Here is an 18,598-nt window from a genome sequence, read left to right on the forward strand (position 1 = left end):
GTTGATGGGGCCACTTGGTAATGTCCCGCCCGCAGAGTTCGAGGCAAACTACCACCAACAACGCGCTGGTCAGGCCGCGACCGTCTGACTTAAACCAACTGGCCTCTGCGAAACCCGGGGCGCTTCATGGCGACTCAGAGATGAGTCTTATCAGCACGACAGATTCGGAAATTCAGTCATCTTGGTCAAAGTAGTACATCTGAGAAGCAAATAGCCATAGCGAAGCAACCCTACCTTTACACAACATTACGCGTATGCCATGATTAAAAATCAAATAATCTGATAAGCGATAAATCAGGCATCCGCATTGCCTATAAACGAGCGCAAATGACGTTTAGCCGTGTGCGCAATTCAACGAAGTACTTCAAGAGTCTTTCCTCAACGAAACATGTCGCAAATTCGGACAAAGGAGCATTCACCAGGTCATCTGACATCGCAAAAGACAAAAAATGTGAACTAGTTGACTGTTTCCAGTTGTGAAAGTCGCTTACATTTTCACCACTAAAAAAATGAAATCAGGTTGGAAAAAATGAAATTCAAATTGGCAACCGCTGTCGCCTTCAGCGTTTTTGGGGCGGGATGTTCTACCCCTCCCGCACCGCAGGTGCAAGCACCTCCTCCTGCGCCACCTGGGCCGGTTCTCTCGACTACCCCCGATCTGTCGCCGTACGTGCGCATTGAGCTATATGCACAGAATGCCGGACAGAGTGAACTTCCCTTGCAACTGCAAGCGCAGTTCGCGCGTGGGCAAGCTCAATTTGAAGTAAACAGGGCAGATGGCTCGACAGCAGGACGACTGCATGTCCAGCCAGATGAATGCCGGGATGACCCCAGTGCCGCTTGCGAACGCCGCTTCACGATCAACGGGCGCCTTCAGGCATTTGGTGCAACCCTGAGTTGTATCGTGCCGGTGCGCAACGACACCGCTGTGGGCTATGGCTTGCAGACCTTGTCCGGCGTGTGCCAGAGCCAGTACGGCCGCGCCTACACCATCCAGTTGTTCCCTCACTGAGGATCCCCCATGAAATACTCTTTCAACGACGTCTCCGGACGTATCGTTGGCCGCGCTGCGGCCGTGCTCTGCCTGTGCTTCGCGCTCGGTGCCTGCGACATGTTCGTTAGCGCAGACAAACTCAAGACAGATGCAACCGCTGCCTTGACGGCCCGGAACTACAGCAGCGCAGCACAGATTGCACAGAAGTGGAGCGAGAAAGCCCCTGACCACTACGAAGCATTCTTCGTATTGGCACAAGCACAGGCACAGGCTGGCGACAAGAACGCCGCGCTAGGCGCACTTGAAAAAGCCATCAATAAGGGCCTCAAGGACGACACGCAGATTGACGGCAACACAAACCTCGAGCCGATCAAGGGGATGTCTGCTTACGAGTCCTTGATGAAAACCCACTTCCCTGATCGCAAAGCCAAACAGGAGAGCGCGCAGGAGGTCAAAAGCGACACAGCGGAAGTGTCCATCCAAGAAAAGGACGGGCAGCAAGTTCTGCGCGCAGGTGACGTTGTTATTCAGATGCCTGCGAATAAGTAACCAACAGGACAAAAAGCCATGAAGAAAATGCCCCTACATGCACTCAGCCTGGCGTTGGCTGCAACCTTGGCCTCAGTTTCCGCTATAGCGCAGAATCTGGTCGTTGGCGAGGGCCGTACGGCTATTGGTGCAGGCGACGCAGCATCGATCCGAAATGCTGCCAAGCAAGAGGCCATGCGTGACGCGGTCATCAAGGCAATCAAAGATGCCACCGCACTAGATGCAAGTGACAGCCGCTACGCGCCAATTGTCAACGAAGTAGCCAAGCAATTGCGCGATGTGCGTGTGCGCGAAGAAGTCCGCGAAGGGGCTGACTTTGTTACCCGTATTGAGGCCAATGTCGACCGTCGCCAGATCAAGAATGCTATTCGCGGCACCGAGCTAGACAAGCTCAATGACCGTAGCTTTTCAATTCTGATGCTGGTTGACGAGTTCGTCACCAGTACTCGAGATTTGAAGGTACCCCTCCGTGAGCTGACCGAGTATTCATATGATGCCGGGACCTCATACAAAGACACGACTCGCGCCGCGAGCGCAAGCTCCGCTTCGCGTCAGTCTGCTGTAGCGGCCTCTTCAAGTGTGAACGCAGCGCAAGCGTCATCTACTCAGGTCGCAGGTGCATCGAGAAGCGCAGTTGCCGTTCAGGATTCCTATGGCGCGGGTGCAGCTTCCGCCAGTAGCAACTTCAATGGCAAGAGCTCCAACGCGGCCAGCTACAACGCCAAAGACAGCTTAGCTGCATCTTCCTCGGCGAAATCAGCAAGCGCGTCAAGCTATCAAGCGAACGTCAGTGCGCAAAGCCATGAGAAGGAGTCCTATCGCAAGCTGGTCGAATATCAAGACACCTCGAAGCCTACGCCAAACTCGGTATTCTTGGCCGCGTTCAGCGGGCATCTGCGTGACTACGACATGCGTTTGCTCGACTCATCCATCACCCGAAGCAAGTTCTTTGGTGATCGAAAGATTACGCTGAGCACCCTCAGCAATAGCGCTGAAATGGCGAATTTTGCGGAGTTCGCTCGCAAGTCAAAAGCAGACTTCCTGATGGTGGGCTCGTCCACTGTGGTCGGTGGAGAGATCAATCCAGCAACGGGAATGCAGACATGCACGGTGACAGCTGAACTGAAAGTTTTTGCGACAGCCGGCTCTGAACAAATCTCCTCAGCAGCACAAAGCACCGAAGCTGCAGGCCGCAACATCGAAGACTGCGCTGCCAGCGCATCCACAAAAATTGCGAACATGTTGGCCCCAGAGTTTGCGAACCGCACCCTGGGTTACTGGGCCGACCGCGCAGCACGAGGACGCCAGTACACAGTCGAATTCAAGGGCCCGGGACTCACTCTGCCACTGCGGATGGCCTTTGCCAAGGCACTTCAGCAGATCCCTGGCGCAACCGACGTTGAAACCAAGGAAAGTTCTGACGCTCTCATCAGCGCCACGCTAACCCTCAAGGGCAAGGTCGACGCAATGGAGCAGGTCTACGGCGCTGTCTCAAGCCAACCCGCCTTTGCTGCCAGAACATTGGACGGAACAACACAAGGTGAGACCGTGGTTCTGTGCCTGAACAGCTGCGCCGCCCCTGCACCAGCCCGAGGCAAAAAGTAAGTCCACAGTGGATATCTGATCATGCGTACCTACCCGCGTTTGCTGAGTTCGCTTGCCATCTTGATTCCACTTACCTGCATGAGTGGGCAGGAAGCGAAGGTATTCCCTGTGCGTGGATTCTTCTACGACGCCAGCACCGACTCCAAGCTGGATCCACTGTTTCGACAGTTGGTCCAAGGGCAATCTGCTGGAGCACTTAGTGGACAGATCCATGATGCGCTGGCCCAGGCTTTCGGTCCGCGCGTAGGCAACCTCAATCAGAGCACCGCAGGCAACACTTTTGCAGTGTCGTTTCACGTCACACGCGCCAACAGCTTCGTGGTCGACAAAGGCAATGGCAATAGCGACGTTGTCGCCACGCTCACTGGTAGTGTGTATTTCACAAATGTGGTTTCAGGTGAGATCCTGACTACGCTGACACGCACCATCATCAGCCGAGCGGTGGCAGCCAACAACAGTGATCTGAATGGGGAACGGAGTCAGTTGTTTCAGCAAGCACTGGACACACTGATCAAGGACCTGATGTCAGCAGCCCCCAAGCAGTTCCAACCGGTAACGATTGAGACCCATCTAACCGACCGCTCTGGCGAATTGCTGGTACTAGACGCAGGCTACCGTCAGGGACTGGCTGCAGGCGACAGCATTGAGGACAGTGCAGACAATTTGATTCAGGTCGTTTATGCAGCTGAGAACTACTCGGTAGCGAAGCCGGTACTTGCATCCAACCTGAACCTGGGCGCGGCCTTTCACAAGTTCAGTGCACATCCAGCCTCTGGACAGGACCGTCCAAGTGTCGCAGTCATGGTCGAAAAGCTTCCGACTGGCTATGCAAAGGATTACATCGCCCGCCTGTTCTCAGAGTTGCTTGGGGATGTGGCCCCCTTATCGGTCGTGCAAATCAATACCGGATTTACACAGTTGCTGCAGACCGTACGTGAGCAAGACGGAGTCGAGTTAAGCACATCACAGTCTGCAGGGCGCCGCCCACCGAGCTTGATCGTGCGCGTGCGTATACCCGACACGCTTTACTACGAAGCAGGCACCAACCTCGATTTCGAGAAACTGCGCCGCTACGAGACCCGAGCATTTGCGGACGTGATTGACAACAGCGGCCGTATTGTCTTTAGCGCTGTTGGTGTCGATGTCATTAACGACAAGATCATCCGAGGAATTGGTGCTGGGTTCGAGGAGCGCCGCGAAGTCAGCATCAAGAATGCCTTGGCTGACCTGGCCAAGAAGCTCGCGCATGTCGGGGAGCTCAAGCGCGTTCGTGCAGAGATTGTTGGTAGCAGTGGCGACACCTATCAGGTCAACAGCCAAGGACGAGTGTATGGTCAACACCAGTCAGGCGTGATCTTGCGTAAGTCCAAGGCACGCCTCGGCAAGGAAACGAAAGACATCTTCCTGCCAACGGTCGAGGCCAGCGTTGACATATTCACAGGCCAGTCTCCGACGACGCTCAAGCAGGGGCTTCCGGTTGATGCAGGGCATGACAAGGTTGCCGCCGGTGATCTGTTTGAAGTGCAGCAATTAGGCACGCCGGCACGAAGCGCTGTTTCGGTTGCTGCATGTGGGCCTGTCGAAACGCTTGGGAACATGCGCACGCCAGCGCTGATGGAGATGACTGGTTGGCTATTGGGGCAGAAGATGCCAGCAATGCTGTACGCACCTGATGCATCACAGCTGACAGAAGGCATCATCGGACTTCAAAGCGGGTTCTCTGGGCGGTTTCCTTGGGATGTCCCTGCCGTCACCTATTGCATTCAGCCTGTCGAGCGGGTGAATGTTGGCGCTGAGCAATGCAGCCAACAGTGCGAACGCCCCATCGTCTCCCGCTATACCTTGCGCGTGAAAAAAGCTGAAGAAGTTCAAGCCCGAATCACATTCGAAAGTCAGTTCAAGAGCACTGGCTATTACGCGACGACTACTTCGCCCGATGACACCAACCGCTTGTTCCAAGCAGATGTGCTTGATGAGGCACGCGGTGTTCTTGAAAAAGCTGTCGACAAACTCTCACTCCCCCCTCAATGATCCTATTACAGGAGATCGCACATTATGAAAAAACAGGTTTTGGCCATTCTCGTCGCAAGTGCCCTGGGCGTATTGACGACCTCTTCTGCCAATGCTCAGTTGGGCAAGATGATGGGCGGCCTTGGTGGAAGCAGTAACAGCAGCAGTACAACCGCTTCCGCGGATCCCCAAGAATTCATCAAGTCCGCTCAGTCCGCAGAGAAGCTGATGAACAACTCACTGGCGTTGCTCGCTGTTTCACTCTCTTCCAAGGAAAAGGCTGCTGAACTTGAGGCACAACGCAAGGCTGCAAACGCTGTCACAGACTCTGCCGAAAAGCAGGCCAAGATGACTGAGTTGCACAAGTCCGAAGCCGCCGCGGTCAATGAGGCCATGAACAACTCCAACACGGATGCCAACATCAAGAAGATGGGGGGCCAACAACGAGACACGCTGGCCGCTTCCGCTTACAACTTCATGCTGGCACTCTTGAAGGACAAAGCACTGCTTGAGCAGGGGCAAGGCCTGGTCAGCAGCCTTTCATCTAATCCGATGAATATGTCCAAGGTAAGCGGCGTCAAGGATTCGATGTCCAGCCTGACCAATCAAGTGTCGACCGCATCTAGCATCGCCGGCAAGATGCCCGCAATCTTCACTGCGGTTGGGGTAAAGGCACCGGCCTCCAAGGATGAAAAGCCAAAGCAAGTTGCACAAGTTGATGGTGAATAACCCCATGTGCAAAGCATCCTGAAGCACAGGATGCTCATCCACTCTGCATCAAGCCCGCGAAATCAAACATCGCGGGCTTTTTCGTTATTGAGTCGCACCACGGCTCGAACAGCGCCTTGTGCTCTGCGGACTGGCACGCGGCGGATCGAGTGACCGTTTTTCAGGGTACGTCGATGGCTGACCGGCACGGCATCGAAGAGTTGGCTATCTTCCGACGTGGGACGGTCGATGATGTTGAAGTACCAACCATGCGCTTTGTCATGCACCACATCGGCTATGGCCAGACCGGCCACCTCTTCGGGGCGAGCCCCGGTGTAGAAGAGCAGCAGTGGCAGCCAGAAGCTGGCTTCGCCCGACTGACCGGATGAGCGCACGTGCTCTGTGTAGATAGCTGAGCCAAATATCAACTGCAGGTCGGCCACGTCAAAGGGCAGGCGGCGTTTGCGGCGTCGCTGGGCAGAACTCTCCTTGAAGCCCAGCGTATTCGCTGCCGGATTGTGAGGCAGCAGATGACGGCCGACGGCTATTTTGTAGATTGCCTTGATCTTGGAGAGTCGCTCGTTGATGGTGTCCACGGCCAGGCCGCTGGTGCGCATGTGCTCTGCAAAGGCTGTCGTGTCCTCGGCGGTCACCAGGGTTGGAGAAGCACAGGCTTTTGACGGTAGCCGTTCATCCATGAAGCGCTGCAGCGCTCTCCATGGCGTTTGTGCGGCGATGGCAGTTGATCGGGGGCGCTCTGGCACAAAGTCGCGCCACTTCGCGAAGACTTCATCCCAGCCAGGCGGCACTGTAGGTTCAGCGGGCAACGTCTGCTGTGCAGCAGGATCGGGAGGCACACAAGCCGGGGCGCTCAGGTGCAACACGGGCGCGGGGGGCGCGGTCGGTGGCGCAAGTGCGCTCTGGAGAACCTCAAGCGCCTCAGCCAGCCGAGCTTGCTGCATCAAGGACATGACGTGAGCACACAAGGCGTTGGATGCAGGCTCGTGGGTGCTTGGCGGTGGCGAGGGCTGTATGAGTGGCGCCGCCAAGAGGGGCCAGCGCCCCTGGTTGGGGGCATGCACGGTTGAGCTGTTGGCAAGGCACTCAGGCAGGGGCTGCCGATGGTTTTCTGAGGTCAGCCCTGGAGAGATCAAGCGCTGGGCTCGCTGGGTCTGTTGCCAGCGAATTCGGCTGAAGTCTTGCTCGAGTGTGGCCAGCAGCAGGCGCGCACGCTGCTTGGCTTGATGCAGGTCAGAGGTGGCCAGACTTCGGGTGATATGGGTCTTGCCGACAGGAAAGCCTGAGCGGACATCGGCGGGGATGCGCATGCGCAGGTACTTGGTAGCGCGTTGGCCGCGTTCGTAGATGAGTTCGCCGATAGCTTTCATTGCAGTTGTGACACCGTGCTGTGTGGCAGCCTGTGTGACAACTTATGGGAAGCTCAAAACAAAAAGTGCCTGATTCCGTTAGAAATCAGGCACTTGGACACGAGGTCAATATGCGGTGGGGTGGCTGATGGGACTCGAACCCACGACAACCAGAATCACAATCTGGGACTCTACCAACTGAGCTACAGCCACCGCAGAAGAGACATAAAGTATAGCGCGTTTTTCAGCTTATTGCGAGGCCGATGCGGTTTTTTGTGCAGATTGCACCTTGTCGTTGATGGCTTTGCCTTCGTGCAACAGTTCGGCCTTGTACTTGGTCTTGAGCGACTGGTAGTAGGCCTCAGCTTCGGCACGTGCCCAGTAGGCAGCGTACTGGTTCTCGCTCTCGGCCACTTCTTGCGGAGTGAGTTGCAGCGGCAGGATCTTGTTGATCTTCACCAGCGCCGTACCCTCGGCGCCCAGGTCCACCAACGTCCAGGCCGGGCCTTGAGCAGGCACAGGCGTGCGCAGCACGGCATCCAGCACAGCGGGCGGTTGAGCGAACATGGTGCGGCGAGACATCTGCACCGCAGCAGGCAGCACGGCCTTGTCAGGCGCCTGCTTCCAGGCAGCCATCTTCTGCTCGGCATCCTTTCGGGCCAGCTTCAGCGACTCGGCAGCAATCCAGCGCTCACGCACCTGGGCTTGAACCTGCTCGAAAGACGGCACGGCTGCCGGGCTGTACTTCACGATGCGGGCCGACACCATCTTGTTCGGGGCCACTTCAATCGCTTCGGTGTTGCGGCCCTTGGCGCGATTGGCTTCGTCAAACAAGGCCTGCAACAGGCGAGCGTTGCTCAGCACGCCCTGATCGGCCTTGCCCGGGTTGTGCAGCACATCCTTGGCGACCTGCACCTTCAGCTTGAGCTCATCAGCGATCGGCTTCAGAGAGTCAGACTGTTCGTACACACCATTGGTGAACTTCTCGGCAGCGTCAGCGTACTGACGTTGAGCCAGTTGCTTGCGTGCATCTTCTTCCAGTTGCGCACGCACAGCTTCAAAGGGCTGAGCCTGACCGCCACGAACATCGGTCAGCTTGATGATGTGGTAGCCGAAGTCGCTCTCCACCACGCCGCTGATTTCACCCTTCTTCATGCCAAAGACGGCATCTTCGAACGGCTTGACCATGGCGCCACGACCGAAGTAGTCCAGATCACCGCCATTGGCAGCCGAGCCTTCGTCATCGGAGTTGCGCTTGGCCAGCTCGGCGAACTCGCCTGGGTTCTTGCGCAGCTCGGCCAGCAGTTGCTCGGCCTTCGCTTTGGCAGCCTGACGCTTGGCAGCCGGCTCACTCTTTTCAGCCTTGATCAGGATGTGGCTGGCACGGCGCTCTTCTGCCGTGGTGTAGTGAGAAATGTTCTCTTGATACGAACGACGCAGATCATCTTCGTTGACCGTCACCTGAGACTTCAGGGAGTCCACGTCCAGCACCACGTATTCGACATCCGCCTTTTCAGGCATGGTGAACTGCTTGGCGTTGGCCGGTTGAGCAAAGAAGGCCTTCAACTGGTCCACCGTCGGGTTCAGCTGTGCAGCGAACGACTTCGGATCAATCTTGACCCATTGCACGTCGCGGGTTTGCAGCAGGGCCGACACAGCCTGGCGGTTGGCCTCCTTGGAGGGCAGCGCACTGGATGCCACGCCACCCAGCACCTGCGACACCGACAGGTCCAGGCGCAGACGGTCAGCAAACTGCGCGGCGCTCATCCCCTGGGCCTGCAGCAAGGCCTTGTTCAGGCTGCCGTCAGACTTGCGCAAGAACGCGTATTGCGGGTCTTGCGAGAACAGACGCATCATGCGCGAGTCAGGCACCGCGAGAACCTGGTCACGCGCAGACACGCTCAATACGTACTCACGAACCAGCGAGTCCAGCACCTGTTGCTTGAACTCGGGCTTGTCAAACAAGGATGCGTCAACGTCAGGGCGCTGTGCACGCTCGCGTTCGACGATGCGGCGCTGAGCCTGGTCCCATTCATTTTGGGAGATGCTCTGCCCTGCCACCTTCGCCACGGTCGCCTGGTCATCCATGAAGCGGGAGTAGCCCTGGATACCGAAAACGACGAACGAGGGCAGGATCAGCAGCAACAGAACGCCCTGGAGGATGCGGTTGTGCTTGCGAACAAAATCAAACATGAGATGACGCCGGGCGAACCGGCTGGCTGGTTCAAAAAACCGATAGGCAAACAGCACAAAGGCGAACCTGTGTTCGCCTTTGCTTCTTGTTCTATCGGTGGTGGGTGCTGAGGGGCTCGAACCCCCGACCTACGCCTTGTAAGGGCGCCGCTCTACCAACTGAGCTAAGCACCCGACAGACCGGAAACCGAGATTCTACTTCAGTTCACGGCGTCCTTCAGGGCTTTGCCCGGACGGAACTTAGGCACCTTGGCCTTTTTGATCTTGATGGCAGCGCCCGTGCGGGGGTTGCGACCCGTGCGCGCAGCGCGGGTGGTCACGGCGAAAGTGCCGAAACCAACCAGAGAAACCGTGCCGCCCTTCTTCAGGGTGGTGCGCACGCCACCGATCACCGCGTCAAGTGCGCGACCGGCTGCTGCCTTGGAGATGTCAGCTTGCTTAGCAATGTGTTCAATCAACTCGGACTTGTTCACGAAAAATCCCCTCTTGAAGGTGCCACAAAACCTGTTCCACAAACCTGTGTGTACTCACAGCGACGAAGCCGGGAATGGCCTCACCGTAATCTCCACTGCAGGAATTCGAAAGTTCATTCTATGCGGAATCTAGACCGCTTCTGCTCTCAGGTGCAGCGTGTATGCACGCTTGACACAAGCTGATGAATTCGCTTGATTAACCCGCTTTGGCACGGATAGCCGGAAGTGCTTTCTGCAGGTAATACACCATCGACCAGATGGTCAACCCACAGGCAGCGTATATCAGCCAGGTACCCCAGACATGGGCGTCAATCAAACCCAGGACAGGTGCGTCGTAAAGCAGCAACACAATGGCTGCCATCTGCACCGCCGTCTTGGCTTTGCCCAGCATGTGCACAGCCACGCTGCGTGAGGCGCCAATTTGAGCCATCCATTCCCGCAAGGCAGAAATGGCAATTTCACGCCCGATGATGATGAGCGCCACCAGGGCATTGACCCGCCCCAGTTGCAGCAGGATCAACAAGGACGCGCATACCAGGAATTTATCTGCCACCGGGTCGAGAAATGCCCCGAATGACGATGTCTGGTTGAGCCGCCGAGCCAACCAGCCATCTGCCCAGTCAGTCAGCGCGACGATGATGAACAAACCACAGGCCAGCAGATTAATCTGGGCCATGGGCAGGGGCAGGTAAAACAGCCCGACGATCAGTGGGATCGCCACAATGCGCGCCCACGTGAGCAAGGTTGGCAAGGTCAGAAACATGCCCCCATTGTGCCGTGAAGCGTGCATGCTTCAACGCTGATCGAGCGTCATGGGCTTGAATTTGTATTGATCGTTGAACAGGAAGGTCTCATTGAAGCGCCATGGCTTGGGCAGGCGGGACACGTCGCCAAACGGCGCCGCACGCTTGACCGCCTTGATGGCCATGTCCACGGTTTCGCGTGCCTGGCTTGGGTAGCGCATCACTTCAATATGCCGAATGCTGCCATCGCCGTTGAGTTCGATGGTCAGCACGGGAATGGCTTTCAGGATATCGGGCGGCTTGCCGGTGTAGGTCATGTCCGGGTTGGCTGCAACCAGACGCTTGGCCGCCTGCAAGCGTGCATCGGCCATGCTGCGAGGCGAAGCCGGCGCAGGCAGGATGCCGCCGCCAGCCGCCCGGGAACCGGTGTCCCGGCTTTCTTTCTGAACGCCTTTGCCTGCCGGCGTACCCGCCGGGGTTTCCTGGGTGGCGCAGCCCGCCAGCCAACCCGACACGCCCGACACCAGCACGGTCGATGCCACGACCAGCGCACGGCGCCACGAAGAAGTTTCAACGCAAGGCACGGTATATCTCCTCAGCCAAATCTTTTGAAATGCCATCGACAGTGGCCAGCTCATCCACGCTGGCCGATGCAACGCCACGCACACCACCAAAGCGTTGCAGCAACTTGGCTCGCCTCTTGGGGCCAACCCCAGGAATTTCTTCCAGTTTGCTGCTGCCGGTGCGCACGCTGGCTCGCTTCGCCCGCATGCCGGTGATGGCGAACCGGTGCGCCTCGTCTCGAATCTGGGCCACGAGCATCAACGCCGCAGAGGTCGGTGCAAGTTGAAGCTTGGATCGGCCATCGGCAAAGACCAGCTCTTCCAGGCCCACCTTGCGACCTTCGCCCTTTTCCACGCCGACGATCATGGACAGATCCAGGCCCAGCGACTCGAAAACCTCGCGCGCCATGGCCACCTGCCCTTTGCCACCATCGACCAGCACCAGCCCGGGCAACTGCTCGGGCTTCATAGCGCCGTAGCGCCGCTCCAGCGCCTGCCGCATGGCAGCGTAGTCATCGCCCGGCGTGATGCCTGTGATGTTGTAGCGGCGGTATTGAGAGGGCTGCATGCTGTGCTGTTCGTAGACCACGCATGATGCCTGGGTTGCTTCGCCGGCCGTGTGGCTGATGTCGAAACATTCGATACGAAGCTTTGCAAGCGGGTCACCGCCCTGCCCGTCCGGCTCCAGCGCCAGGTCCAGCGAGTCGACCAAGGCGCGGGTGCGCGCCTGCTGCGAACCTTCTTCGCTCAAGAGTCGGGCCAGAGACAGCTCTGCCCCCTTGATGGCCATGTCCAGCCACGCTCGGCGCTCCTCCCTCGGCTGGGTGACGATGTGAACCTTGTGGCCGGCTTCCTCGCTCAGGGCCTCGACGAGCTCCGGGTCAACCGGATGGCTGAGAATCAGCAAGGACGGCACGGCGCCACCCAGGTAATGCTGCGCCAGGAAGGCCTCCAGCACATTGACCTCGGTGGCGTGCACCAAGTCATCACCTGACACAGCGGGTTCGGCCGGCATGTCCCCATCGAGGTCATCGCGCACCGCGACATGGTCTTGCACATGCACGGGGAAATGGGCGCGGTCACCAAGGTGACGCCCACCGCGCACCATGGCCAGGTTGACGCAGGCTCGGCCACCGTGCACCTTGACGGCCAGCACATCCACATCCTTGTCCATGACGGTTTCAATGGACTGTTGGTGCAGCACGGCAGACAGCGCGCTGATCTGATTACGGATCTCGGCCGCCTTCTCGTATTCGAGCCGCTCGGCGTGCGACATCATCTGTGCCTGCAGGCTTGCCATCACCTCCTGCTGCTCGCCCAGCAGGAACTTCTCAGCCTGCCCGACGGTGCGGCGATAGTCCTCGTCGCTGATCATGCCGACGCAAGGGCCGCTGCAACGCTTGATCTGAAACAGCAGGCAAGGCCGGGAGCGGTTATTGAAAACCGAATCTTCACAGGTGCGCAGCTGAAATACCTTCTGCAGCAACTGGATGGTTTCCTTGACCGCCCAGGCGTTGGGGTATGGGCCGAAATAAAGGTGCTTGCGATCGACCGCCCCACGGTAGTAAGCCAACCGCGGAAACTGATGCCCTGAAATTTTCAGATAGGGGTAGCTCTTGTCATCGCGAAACAGAATATTGAACCGCGGATTGAGCGTCTTGATCAGGTTGTTTTCAAGCAGCAAGGCCTCGGCCTCGCTGCGCACCACGGTGGTTTCCATGCGCGCAATGCGCGACACCATGTGGCCGATGCGGGTACCACCGTGATTCTTGTGAAAGTAGCTGGAGACCCGGCGCTTGAGGTCTTTGGCCTTGCCGACATAGAGCACGTCGCCGCGGGCATCGAAATAGCGGTAGACCCCCGGCAAGCCAGGCAAGGCTGCCACCTCGGTGAGCAGGCGCTCCCAGACCTTGGCGCGCTCCTCTGCGCTGGTTTGATCTGGCAGTGTGGCGCCGGAATCAGATTCGTGTTCGACTGATGACGTCATGCCGCGATTGTCGCGGACAACTCACCATAATCGACACCATGCTGTGGGACGTTTTCTGTCGAGTCATCGACAACTTTGGAGATATTGGCGTGTGCTGGCGCCTGTGTCGCGACTTGGCCGACCGAGGGCACACCGTGCGCCTGTGGGTGGACGACGCCTGCGCACTGAGCTGGATGGCGCCGGAAGAAAGCCGCCCGTCTGCGATCTCGGTACTGGACTGGGCTGATGCGCAGGACATGCGCTACCTTGACCAGCAAGGGCAACCTGTGGAAGTTACCCCGGGTGAAGTGGTGATCGAGGCCTTTGGTTGCAACCCGCCCGATGCCTTCGTGGCCGCCATGCTGCTGCGTGAAGACGCCCCCAAGTGGATCAACCTGGAATACCTGAGCGCAGAAGACTGGGTTGAGCGCTGTCATGCCCTGCCCTCGCCCGTCTTCAACGGTCCGGGCGTCGGCCTGACCAAATGGTTCTACTACCCTGGCTTCACTCGCGCCACAGGCGGGCTGTTGCGTGAACCAGGGCTCCTGGCAGAACGCGCGGCCTTCACCCAGTCTGCCTCAGCCAAAGCCAACTGGCTTCGGCAACTCGGTGCAGCGCCGCTGGCCGATGGCGAACGACTGGTCTCGGTGTTTTGCTACGACCACGCGCCGATGGCATCGCTGCTCGACCAACTGGCGGCCGCGCCAACGCCTTACCGGGTCATGCTGACACCGGGCCCTGCCAGCCAATTGGCCCAGGCCTGGCAAGACGGCCGGGCGGACACCGGGGCCGTTCATCTGCATTACCTGCCCCACCTGCCCCAGACGGCATTCGACAAGCTGCTCTGGGCCTGCGATCTGAACCTGGTCCGCGGAGAAGACTCGGCCGTGCGCGCCATCTGGGCCGACCGCCCGCACATCTGGAACATCTATCCGCAAGACGATGGCGTGCACGCTTACAAGCTCGATGCTTTTCTGGAGCGCTGGACAGCGCATTGGCCACCAGACCTCCAAAGCCGGCTCACCCGCGTGTGGAAGGCATGGAATGCGCTCGGCCCGGCCAATGACCTGCAGGACTTGATTTCCTTGCTGGATGACCCCAGGTGGGCGGAATTCGGGCGCCAGTCTGTCAAAACCCTGGCAGAAATGCCCGATCTGGTCACCCAGCTTGGTGATTTTGTCACCCAGTCGAGCTAGAATCGAAAGCTTTGGATATTTCCCCCAGATCAGACATCGGGACTCCACCATGAAACTCGCACAAGAAATCCGCGCTGGCAACGTGATCATGCAGGGCAAGGACCCGATGGTCGTGCTGAAGACTGAATACAGCCGCGGCGGCCGTGGCGCTGCCACCGTCCGCATGAAGATGAAGAACCTGCTGAACGGCGCTGGCGCCGAAGTGGTCTTCAAGGCTGACGACAAGATGGACCAGATCATCCTCGACAAGAAGGAGTGCACCTACTCCTACTTCGCCGACCCGATGTACGCGTTCATGGACTCCGAATACAACCAGTTCGAAGTCGAAGCCGAGAACATGGGCGACGCCATCAGCTACCTGCAAGACGGCATGGAAGTCGAAGTGGTGTTCTACGATGGCCGCGCCATCTCCGTTGAACTGCCGACCTCCGTCGTGCGTGAAATCGAAACCGAACCGGCCGTCAAGGGTGATACCTCCGGCAAGGTGATGAAGCCCGCTCGCATCGTCGGCACCGGCTTCGAAATCTCGGTTCCCCTGTTCGTCGAAAACGGCGACAAGATCGAAATCGACACCCGCACCCACGAGTACAAGAAGCGCGTCTGATCGACGTCTTCACATTCGTGTGACAAAAGGACACCTTTGGTGTCCTTTTTTCTTTAGTAAACACATCGGCGGTCGATAACTGTTCCAGTTGTACAGACGGCGAACAGTCATGCGCATTCTTGTGGTCGACGACCAGTCATCGCTGAGGCAGGCCCTGGGCCTCCAGTTGCGAACCCACGGCTACGAAGTCATTGAAGCCGCCGATGCGGCAGAGGCCCTGGCTCAATTCCAGGCGTTCAAACCTGATCTGATCCTGCTGGATGTGATCCTGCCCGACGAGGATGGCTATTGGGTCGCACGCCAGATTCGCGGCATGGAAGGCGGCCGCTGGACACCCATCATCTTCCTGTCCGGCCAGGACCAGGATCTGGATCTATGGCAAGGCATCGAGTCCGGCGGCGACGATTACCTGGTCAAACCGGTTTCAGAGGTGGTGCTGCGCGCCAAGGTGCACGCCATGAGCCGCCTGCTGGCCATGCGCAACGAGCTGATCCAGGCCACCGAGGAATTGCGCCAGGCCAATGAACGGCTGGCACACATCAGCACGCATGATGACCTCACAGGCTTGGCCAACCGGCGTGGCTTCAACGAAGAACTGCACCGACAGATCGGACAGGCCAAACGCACCGGCCAGCCGCTGACGCTCATCCTTTGCGACATTGACCATTTCAAACGCTTGAACGATGCCGCCGGGCACGTCACCGGTGATGCATGCCTGCGGGAAGTCGGCGCGCTACTGAAGGCGTGCTGCCGACGCCCGACAGACTATGCCGCGCGCTACGGCGGGGAAGAGTTCGGCCTGGTGCTGCCCAATACGCCCAAATCAGGCGCCATGACCTTTGTGCGCGCACTGCAGCAGATGCTGCGCAACCGCGGACTGGTTCACCCGGATTCACCGACAAGCCGCTACGTGACCATTTCAGGTGGCATCACGACCTGCGTGCCAGATGACGACACCTCGGCACGCAGCATGCTCATGCGAGCCGACGAGGCCCTGTACCTGTCGAAGACCCGCGGACGTGATCGTTTCTTCAGCTTCGAGATGCAGCAGGATTCGATCGATCAGGCTCCGCAGAACCACACCTCACTCGGGGCTGCGTGATCCGCCAGGCGGGCGTTGCCTCGCCATGGCCATCACCTCGGAGGGCGGCAGGTCCTTGAGTTTGTGGTCCGACCAGACCTGACGCCAACGGCGCGCCCCGGGCAAGCCGTTATACAAACCCAACATGTGCCGAATGACCTGGGGCCAACGCACCTCACCGTGCTCCCAGCCCTTGGTCCGTGCCATCTCTCGTTCGGTGTAAGCCACCATGGCCTCCTCGACCTGCTCACGGGTGAGCGGCACCTCGCGAGACGCTTGCCCAAAGAGCAACTCATCCCAATCGGCCATCATCCAGGGGGTGTGGTACGCGGCGCGCCCCACCATCACCCCATCCAGCGTCACGCCAGGCAACATAGCATCAGGCTGCAGTTGTGACACGCACGCGGCGTTGTCAGCCAGCCCACCGTTGAGCACGATGGTGAGATGCGGAAAATCGCGCTTGAGCTGGTGTGCGAACTCGTAACGCAGCGGCGGGATCTCACGGTTTTCCTTCGGGCTCAAACCTTTGAGCCAGGCATTGCGCGCATGCACGATGAACACCTGGCAACCCACATCGGCAATGGTGCCGACGAAATCGCGAACGAAGTCGTAGCTCTCGATCTGATCGATGCCAATGCGGTGCTTGACCGTGATGGGCACCTTCGGGTCCCCCCCGACGGCATCGATCATGGCCTTGACGCAATCAGCCACCAGCGTGGCTTCGTTCATCAGGCATGCGCCAAAGGCACCGCGCTGCACGCGCTCGCTTGGGCAACCGCAGTTCAGATTGACTTCATCGTAGCCCCACTGCTGAGCCAGCTTGGCGCAATGGGCCAGATCTGCCGGCTCGCTGCCGCCCAGCTGCAAGGCCACGGCATGCTCTTCCTGGTTGTATTCCAGAAACCGCAGCATGTTGCCGTGCACCAGCGCACCGGTAGTCAGCATCTCGGTGTACAGGCGTGCATGCGGGCTCAGCAGCCTGTGAAGGTAGCGGCAATGGCGGTCAGTCCAGTCCAGCATCGGCGCCACGCAAGCGCGCCAGGGGCTCAGCCCCGTTGCCGGGTCAATCAGTTGTGCAGTCATGAATCATCAGTTGGGATCAATCAGATCACGCAGGGGGTGTGCGTGAGCTGGCCAGGCAGGCTCGAAAAACGCCTCCACCATGGCGGGCTCGACCTCGGCCAGGCTTGGCGGGTTCCAGCGGGGCTGATTATCCTTGTCTACCACCAGGGCGCGCACACCTTCTACCGTTTCACTGGCCGCGCCCTTGCGCAGCTGGAAACAGTGGCGCACCATGGAGCGCTCCATGCGGAACTCATCAGCCAGCGGCATGCTGCGCGCGCGGCGGATCTGCTCCAGCGTCACGCACATCATCAGTGGTGAATGCCCTGCCATTTGCGCCAGCGTTTGCCGGGCCCAGTCACTCGCGTCTTCGGCCAATGAAGCCGCCATATCCTGAACAGTCTCCTGACCAAAATGGCGGTTGATCTGTTCCAGGTGGGCCGTGATGGTGGCATCAGGCAGGGTCGTCAGCCCTTGCTGATCGACATAGGCATGCACACGCCCCATCAGTTCATCGGCCCCATGCGAGGGCACCTGCCGCAACTGATCCAGCAGCCCCTGCAGGCTGCCCCCTTTCGCGTGCGCATCGGCCAGGCCCAGCGTCAGGGCATCGGTGACATGCAGATGAGGCCCCACGATGCCCAGGTATTCGCCTACAGAACCTGCGCAGCGGGACAGAAAATAGCCACCAGCGACGTCAGGAAACAGGCCGATGCGGGTTTCAGGCATGGCCATGCGCAAGGTTTCAGTCGCAACGCGCAGCTTGCAGCCCTGGGCCAGGCCCATGCCGCCACCCATCGTGATCCCCTCCATCCAGGCAATGGTGGGCTTGGGGTAGGTGTGGATGAAATGATCAAGGGCATATTCTTCCGTGAAGAAGTCGTCCACCCCGAAATCACCCGCCAGCGATGCATCGTGCAGGTAGCGGATATCGCCCCCGGCGCAGAAGTGGGTCGCCGACTGCTTGCCTTCTACGGCTGGACGCGCCGAACCGCACAGCAAGACGGCCTGCACAGCCGGGTCCGTCGCCCAACCGCGTAGCACCACCGTCAACTCACGCACCATTTCCAGCGACAAGGCATTGAGCGCCTTGGCACGGTTGAGCGTGATCACGCCCAAGCCACCGGCCACCTCGGTCAGAATCGGACTGGCATTGCCTTGATGCATCAGAAACTCCACGAACTAAAACGGAAGACAAAAGACTTGGCGGTCGAGCATAACCGAGACCGCCAACGGCGCTGACGCGCCATGGCCGAAAGCCGAGCCAACCGTCATCTTGTTCTGGAAAAGTCTGCCGCCACGTGTGACCCATGTTCATGGGCATGGAGGCCATTGCGGCCCACCTCGTGCAAGCGGACTGGCTGACAGAGATCTTGCCCGCGATATCTGCCACGGAAAGACACTGTCAGACATGGCTACCCTGAAACAGGCAGCCTCATTCATCGATCTGCTGCGGGGCCCGTGAACTTCAGGGCCACCACACA

16 protein-coding genes and 2 tRNA genes are annotated in these 18,598 nt (G+C 58.8%); 8 read left to right on the plus strand and 10 right to left on the minus strand.

Annotated elements, in window-relative coordinates; translation table 11 throughout:
- The first annotated feature begins 718 nt into the window (after positions 1-718).
- From ACE3PH_RS15665 to ACE3PH_RS15685, 5 genes are read left to right on the plus strand one after another with little or no spacing between them, the layout of a single operon-like run.
- Positions 719-1,012, plus strand: a complete 294-nt coding sequence (locus tag ACE3PH_RS15665) for a hypothetical protein (protein WP_374320774.1) — start codon at positions 719-721, stop codon at positions 1,010-1,012.
- Positions 1,013-1,021: 9 nt separating this feature from the next.
- Positions 1,022-1,543: a hypothetical protein gene (locus ACE3PH_RS15670; RefSeq protein WP_374320776.1), complete on the plus strand. Its 522-nt coding sequence runs from the start codon at positions 1,022-1,024 to the stop codon at positions 1,541-1,543.
- 18 nt (positions 1,544-1,561) lie between these two features.
- Positions 1,562-3,148 carry a hypothetical protein gene (locus tag ACE3PH_RS15675; RefSeq protein ID WP_374320778.1) on the plus strand — a complete coding sequence of 529 codons (1,587 nt, stop codon included), beginning with the start codon at positions 1,562-1,564 and terminating at the stop codon, positions 3,146-3,148.
- A gap of 21 nt (positions 3,149-3,169) precedes the next feature.
- The gene (locus ACE3PH_RS15680) at positions 3,170-5,179 is read left to right on the plus strand and encodes a hypothetical protein (RefSeq protein WP_374320780.1); all 2,010 of its coding nucleotides are present in this window, start codon (positions 3,170-3,172) and stop codon (positions 5,177-5,179) included.
- Positions 5,180-5,203: 24 nt separating this feature from the next.
- The gene (locus ACE3PH_RS15685; RefSeq protein WP_374320782.1) at positions 5,204-5,887 is read left to right on the plus strand and encodes a hypothetical protein; all 684 of its coding nucleotides are present in this window, start codon (positions 5,204-5,206) and stop codon (positions 5,885-5,887) included.
- Between the two features lie 62 nt (positions 5,888-5,949).
- Here the strand turns inward: ACE3PH_RS15685 and ACE3PH_RS15690 are convergent, their stop codons facing one another.
- The 8 genes from ACE3PH_RS15690 to uvrC all read right to left on the minus strand — a co-directional run bounded on the left by ACE3PH_RS15690 (position 5,950) and on the right by uvrC (position 13,192).
- Positions 5,950-7,254 (minus strand): DUF6538 domain-containing protein, encoded by a 1,305-nt coding sequence (locus tag ACE3PH_RS15690; RefSeq protein WP_374320784.1) that lies wholly within the window; start codon positions 7,252-7,254, stop codon positions 5,950-5,952.
- Between the two features lie 116 nt (positions 7,255-7,370).
- A tRNA-His gene (locus tag ACE3PH_RS15695) sits at positions 7,371-7,446 on the minus strand.
- 36 nt (positions 7,447-7,482) lie between these two features.
- Complete coding sequence (locus tag ACE3PH_RS15700; RefSeq protein ID WP_374320786.1) at positions 7,483-9,426, minus strand: peptidylprolyl isomerase; 1,944 nt, start codon at positions 9,424-9,426, stop codon at positions 7,483-7,485.
- Between the two features lie 98 nt (positions 9,427-9,524).
- Positions 9,525-9,600: transfer RNA gene (locus tag ACE3PH_RS15705), tRNA-Val, on the minus strand.
- Between the two features lie 26 nt (positions 9,601-9,626).
- The gene (locus ACE3PH_RS15710) at positions 9,627-9,899 is read right to left on the minus strand and encodes an HU family DNA-binding protein (RefSeq protein ID WP_374320787.1); all 273 of its coding nucleotides are present in this window, start codon (positions 9,897-9,899) and stop codon (positions 9,627-9,629) included.
- Between the two features lie 196 nt (positions 9,900-10,095).
- Entirely contained in the window at positions 10,096-10,662 is a 567-nt protein-coding gene (pgsA, locus tag ACE3PH_RS15715) for a CDP-diacylglycerol--glycerol-3-phosphate 3-phosphatidyltransferase (protein ID WP_374320789.1), read from the minus strand.
- A gap of 30 nt (positions 10,663-10,692) precedes the next feature.
- Positions 10,693-11,226, minus strand: a complete 534-nt coding sequence (locus ACE3PH_RS15720) for a hypothetical protein (protein WP_374320791.1) — start codon at positions 11,224-11,226, stop codon at positions 10,693-10,695.
- Positions 11,213-13,192 carry an excinuclease ABC subunit UvrC gene (uvrC, locus tag ACE3PH_RS15725; RefSeq protein ID WP_374320793.1) on the minus strand — a complete coding sequence of 660 codons (1,980 nt, stop codon included), beginning with the start codon at positions 13,190-13,192 and terminating at the stop codon, positions 11,213-11,215. Before uvrC ends, ACE3PH_RS15720 begins: the two co-directional genes overlap by 14 nt.
- 38 nt (positions 13,193-13,230) lie before the next feature.
- Here uvrC and earP point away from each other — a divergent pair, with 38 nt between their 5' ends.
- The 3 genes from earP to ACE3PH_RS15740 all read left to right on the plus strand — a co-directional run bounded on the left by earP (position 13,231) and on the right by ACE3PH_RS15740 (position 16,073).
- Positions 13,231-14,367: an elongation factor P maturation arginine rhamnosyltransferase EarP gene (gene earP / locus ACE3PH_RS15730; protein WP_374320795.1), complete on the plus strand. Its 1,137-nt coding sequence runs from the start codon at positions 13,231-13,233 to the stop codon at positions 14,365-14,367.
- Positions 14,368-14,416: 49 nt separating this feature from the next.
- A complete protein-coding gene (gene efp / locus ACE3PH_RS15735; RefSeq protein ID WP_374320797.1) occupies positions 14,417-14,971 on the plus strand; it encodes an elongation factor P in 555 nt (184 codons plus the stop codon).
- A gap of 109 nt (positions 14,972-15,080) precedes the next feature.
- Positions 15,081-16,073, plus strand: a complete 993-nt coding sequence (locus ACE3PH_RS15740; RefSeq protein ID WP_374320799.1) for a diguanylate cyclase domain-containing protein — start codon at positions 15,081-15,083, stop codon at positions 16,071-16,073.
- On the opposite strand, the gene dusA is transcribed toward ACE3PH_RS15740, so the two are convergent.
- Together dusA and ACE3PH_RS15750 are read right to left on the minus strand one after the other, a co-directional pair.
- Positions 16,056-17,135 (minus strand): tRNA dihydrouridine(20/20a) synthase DusA, encoded by a 1,080-nt coding sequence (gene dusA, locus ACE3PH_RS15745; RefSeq protein WP_374320801.1) that lies wholly within the window; start codon positions 17,133-17,135, stop codon positions 16,056-16,058. The two genes, ACE3PH_RS15740 and dusA, sit on opposite strands and share 18 nt — an antisense overlap.
- Positions 17,136-17,141: 6 nt before the next feature.
- Positions 17,142-18,281 (minus strand): enoyl-CoA hydratase/isomerase family protein, encoded by a 1,140-nt coding sequence (locus tag ACE3PH_RS15750; protein ID WP_374320803.1) that lies wholly within the window; start codon positions 18,279-18,281, stop codon positions 17,142-17,144.
- Between the last annotated feature and the right edge of the window lie 317 nt (positions 18,282-18,598).

The sequence above is a fragment of the Aquabacterium sp. genome (genome assembly GCF_041909175.1).
GTDB lineage: Bacteria > Pseudomonadota > Gammaproteobacteria > Burkholderiales > Burkholderiaceae_C > Aquabacterium.